At 32.5% G+C, this 4834-nt stretch carries 6 protein-coding genes; 4 read left to right on the top strand and 2 right to left on the bottom strand.

What is annotated here, in order from left to right; genetic code table 11:
* On the top strand, positions 1-239 hold a 239-nt coding region (locus tag ACH2BG_RS00860), incomplete at its 5' end, for a hypothetical protein (protein ID WP_395045846.1).
* 92 nt (positions 240-331) lie between these two features.
* On the opposite strand, the gene ACH2BG_RS00865 is transcribed toward ACH2BG_RS00860, so the two are convergent.
* Positions 332-781 (bottom strand): SRPBCC family protein, encoded by a 450-nt coding sequence (locus tag ACH2BG_RS00865; protein WP_395045847.1) that lies wholly within the window; start codon positions 779-781, stop codon positions 332-334.
* Between the two features lie 221 nt (positions 782-1002).
* Between ACH2BG_RS00865 and ACH2BG_RS00870 the strand changes: the two genes are divergently transcribed.
* The 3 genes from ACH2BG_RS00870 to ACH2BG_RS00880 all read left to right on the top strand — a co-directional run bounded on the left by ACH2BG_RS00870 (position 1003) and on the right by ACH2BG_RS00880 (position 4037).
* Complete coding sequence (locus ACH2BG_RS00870) at positions 1003-1755, top strand: carboxypeptidase-like regulatory domain-containing protein (protein WP_395045848.1); 753 nt, start codon at positions 1003-1005, stop codon at positions 1753-1755.
* A 16-nt stretch (positions 1756-1771) separates the two neighbouring features.
* Positions 1772-2563, top strand: coding sequence for a sulfite exporter TauE/SafE family protein (locus ACH2BG_RS00875; RefSeq protein ID WP_395045849.1), 792 nt, complete (start codon positions 1772-1774; stop codon positions 2561-2563).
* Between the two features lie 64 nt (positions 2564-2627).
* On the top strand, positions 2628-4037 hold the full coding sequence (locus tag ACH2BG_RS00880; protein WP_395045850.1) for a rhodanese-like domain-containing protein: 1410 nt from the start codon (positions 2628-2630) through the stop codon (positions 4035-4037).
* Between the two features lie 20 nt (positions 4038-4057).
* Here ACH2BG_RS00880 and ACH2BG_RS00885 read toward each other — a convergent pair whose 3' ends face one another.
* On the bottom strand, positions 4058-4711 hold the full coding sequence (locus ACH2BG_RS00885) for a TrmH family RNA methyltransferase (RefSeq protein WP_395045851.1): 654 nt from the start codon (positions 4709-4711) through the stop codon (positions 4058-4060).
* Positions 4712-4834: the final 123 nt, after the last annotated feature.

Consider the following 4834-nt stretch of genomic DNA (forward strand, 5'->3'; position numbering starts at 1 on the left):
AAGAAGTGTCTGTCCATATGAATTATTATTTTCTATTGATAGAAAAGTTAACAGTAGTAAAACGATTTTTCTCATTTCAATTTTGGTTTAATTTATTAAGTTGGAAATTAGAGTTGGGACTTGGCATATTTACTAGATATCAGAAAATACGAACAGATTTCACAAATATAGACAAATATTATTTTAAAAATTCAGACAATAGAGAAGACTATAACCAACAATGTCTTGTCCTGAAATAGGTTGACTATTTTGGTTATTAATTCAGGTTATAAAATTTGTATTTATGCATTTACTAATTTATCACAAAAGATTATAAGTACAACCGAAAATATTACATATCTGGAATTTCGGGCTCGACCAACTTAGCTAATTTTTCTAAAGATTCTTGCCAACCTAAATAACACATTTCTAAGGGTATAACAGATGGGATTCCTTCTTGTAAAATTTTTAATTCGGTACCATCAATAACTTTTCGCAGCCAAACAGACGTAATCATTTCGCCAGGAAGATTTGGGTCATCAAATTGATCCGTGTATTTCAAAAATTCATTGGGTTTAATTTCGATATATTTCCCACCGAAAGAGTGGCCATTACCAGTTGAAAAATTATGAAAAGACATTTTATAAGTTCCTCCCACCTTTACAGTTATTTCATGCACAGTACAAAGGAAACCATACGGAGGTATCCAAGAAGCAAGTGCATTGGACTCAGTAAATGCACGATAAATTTTTTCAGGAGAAGACTTCAGGATTCTGTGTAACGATACGCTATTATTTGACATAAAAATACATTGGTATAAATCCCTACTCATCTGGCTTTTGGGTTCCGCCCGTTTTTTTGATGGTTGCTGCTCCACTTAATTTATAAAGTTAATAATTTTGAATCAAACATCAAATCACACTTTTGATTTAATTAACAATTATAGTTAATATTCTTATAATTATAATATAAATTGAAAATATCTCAACTTGAATAATTACATTAGCCCAACAAATTTTGAGCATGAGAAACTTTACCATTTTATTTGTATTTTTTGTTTCATTTTCGGCCATTTCTCAAGAAAGGACTATTTCCGGTACCGTCATAAACGACAATACTTTATTGCCTTTATGGAATATTAATATCGTAAATATAAACTTAGTAAAAGGAGCTGTGACCGATGCAAAAGGTAATTTTACAATTCCGGCAAATGTAAATGATGTGTTACTGGTTTCTAGTTTGGGTTTTCAATCTATCGAAATAAAAGTGACAAATGACTGGATAAAAAGCAACGCAAACCGAATTCATCTTACCGAGAAAGCTTATGCGCTCGAGGAAGTTGTGATTCCGCCATATGATTTAACAGGTTATCTTGAAGTCGATTCGAAACTCATTCCCGAGAAAGAAAATTATTGGTACAATATTTCTGGACTAACAAGTAGATACGAAGCTGGCGAGAGTTCTCCTGGGGCTTTTGGCAGAGTTATGAATTCCTTATTTAATCCAGCAGATATGCTTTATAATTTTTTCGGAAAAAAACCAAAAGAACTTAGAAGACTTAAAGAATTAAAAAAAGATGAAAATCTAAGAAATTTACTTCAGACAAAATATGATCATCAAACTATTTACTTGCTTTTAGGTATCGATAAAAAAGAGCTTGCCGAAATTTTGCAACGTTGCAGTTATTCTGAAACATTTTTACAAACGGCAAACGATTTACAAATCTTAGACGCTATAAACGGCTGTTATGAGGAATATAAAGTTTTAAAAAAATAGTTTTAAAAATCTATAAATGGAATATTTAGGCTATTTTGCTTCAATACTTATAGGAATTTCTTTAGGATTAATAGGCGGTGGTGGTTCGATACTTACAATACCTATTTTAGTTTATTTATTTAAAATAGATCCAGAAAATGCAACCAGCTATTCATTATTTATAGTTGGAGTAACGGCACTAATAGGTTCATATAATCATTATTTGTTAGGAAATTTAAAACTGAAATCGGCTTTATATTTTGCTTTTCCATCAGTAATATCTTTATTGTTTGTTAGAGATATAGTGCTGCCAAATACTCCAAACCATTTGTTTTTTATACATAATTTTGATGTGACAAAGAATTCACTCATCATGCTTATTTTTGCAATATTGATGATTTTTGCCTCAATATCGATGATAAGAAAGTCAAATTCTGATAAAAATGCACAAGAAATAAGCTTTTTTCAGTTATCATTCATCGGTTTAATGGTTGGCTTTGTGACAGGTTTTTTAGGAGCTGGAGGCGGTTTTCTTATCATTCCGGCGTTAATATTCTTTGCTGGTTTAGAAATGAAGCAAGCCATAGGAACTTCCTTATTTATCATTTTTATAAATTCGATTATAGGATTTGGTGGAGATATTATAAACGGAGTTCAACTCGATTATAAACTGCTACTTATTATATCGTTAATAGCCATTTTAGGAATGTTTATAGGAACTTATTTATCAAAAAAAATAGATGGTTCGAAACTAAAACCAGCTTTTGGTTGGTTTGTATTAATCATGGGGATTTATATTATATCTAAAGAATTTTTTTATAAACTCTAAATCAATAATCACATTTTAAACAATATATGACTTATTTTTGTCTAATAATATCAATTATAATACAATGCAAATAGAACAAATATACACTGGTTGTTTGGCGCAAGGTGCTTACTATATTACTTCAAATGGAGAAGCTGCGATTATCGACCCGTTGCGTGAAATTCAACCTTATCTTGACCGTTTAGAAAGAGATAATGTAAAACTTAAATATATTTTTGAAACCCATTTTCATGCCGATTTTGTTTCTGGTCATTTAGATTTAAGCAAAAAAACAGGTGCTAAAATTGTTTATGGACCAAATGCAAATCCTGATTTCGAATTTATTTCTGCTCATGATAATCAGGAATTTATACTTGGAAACATCAAAATAAAAGCTTTGCATACACCTGGTCACACCATGGAAAGTTCTTGTTTTTTACTCATTGACAGAGAAGGAAAAGACCAAGCTATTTTTTCTGGCGATACTTTATTTATTGGCGATGTTGGTCGTCCTGATTTAGCACAAAAATCGGCAGCAATGACACAAGATGAGTTGGCTGGTATGCTTTTTCATTCGTTAAGAACAAAAATAATGACACTTGCTGACGATGTAACGGTTTATCCCGCACATGGCGCTGGATCTGCTTGTGGCAAAAATATGAGCAAAGAAACTGTATCGACCATTGGAGAACAAAAACAGTTGAATTATGCATTAAGAGCCAATATGACCGAAGCCGAATTTATTACAGAAGTGACTGATGGTTTGCTACCGCCACCTTCTTATTTTGGAATGAATGTTGCTATGAATAAATCAGGAATTCCGAGTTTCGAAAATGTATTGCACAATGGTATGAAAACACTTTCAGTGACTGAATTTGAAGCTATAGCTGAGGAAACAGGAGCTCTAATTTTAGATACTAGAAACAGTGGTGATTTTGCAAAAGGGCACATTCCGCAATCTATAAGTATTGGTATTGCTGGCGATTTTGCTCCTTGGGTTGGCGCCTTAATTGCCAATGTAAAGCAACCAATAATCATAGTTTCAGACATTGATAAAGAAGAAGAAACCATAACCAGATTAAGTCGAGTAGGTTTCGATAATGTTTTAGGTCATTTGCAAGGTGGTTTTGAAACTTGGAAAAATGCAGGAAAAGAAATAGATACTGTAAACCGAATTACCGCTACCGAGTTTGAAAATAAAGTGAAAATTGGCGAAAGTAAAGTTATAGATATTCGCAAAGAAACAGAATATAGTGCGGAGCATATCGAAGAAGCATTTTGCAAACCTTTGGCCGCAATAAACGATTGGATAAAAGACATAAATCCGCAAGAACATTTTTTCATGCATTGTGCTGGCGGTTATCGCAGTATGATTGCAGCTTCTATATTGCAAGCTCGAGGTTACCGAAATTTTACCGAAATAGAAGGCGGTTACAACGCTATCGCAAAAACAAATTTACCAAAAACCGATTTTGTTTGCCAAAGCAAATTTTAAAATAATAATTGAAATCGAGGCTAGTTATTGTAATATCTAGCCTCAATTCTTTTAATATCCTTAATAGAACTTTTTGCCCAAGCCAATCTTTTTTCTAGGATTTCGTCATCGGATAATTGCCAATTCACTTCAGATTTGCGTAATCTTTCGGTCAAATTCTGAATGATAATCGCCGCCGAAACAGATATATTTAAACTTTCGGTAAAACCTACCATGGGAATTTTTAGAAAACCATCGGCTTGCTTTAAGATTTCTTCCGACAAACCATCTCTTTCGGTGCCAAAAAATAAAGCGCTGGGTTTAGAAATATCAAAATCTTCCATCAAACAATCATTCTCGTGTGGCGTGGTCGCAATTATTTGGTAACCTTTATTTTTCAAAGTTTCAATACAATTCGAAACACTATCAAAAGTATTAATATCGACCCATTTCTGAGCACCCATCGCAATTTCTTTATCGATGCTTTTGCCATAACGCTCCTCGATTACGTTGAGTTCCTGAATCCCAAAAACCTCGCAACTACGCATTACGGCACTTGCGTTATGCATCTGAAATATATCTTCGACAGCAATTGTAAAATGGTTTGTTCTATTTTCTAAGACTTTCAAAAACTTTTCTTTTCGATTGTCTGTCAATATATTTTCTAAAAAAGCTAAGTAATCTAAATCGACCATTTTTGAATAGTATTTTTTGCAAAAATAGTAAAAGAGTATTTATTTAAATCTAATACTTTTATATCTTTGAGAAAAGAGACAATACATTCCCGATTTTGTCATTACGAGGAACGAGGAATCTCA

The organism is Flavobacterium sp., from assembly GCF_043779715.1.
Classification (GTDB): Bacteria; Bacteroidota; Bacteroidia; order Flavobacteriales; family Flavobacteriaceae; genus Flavobacterium.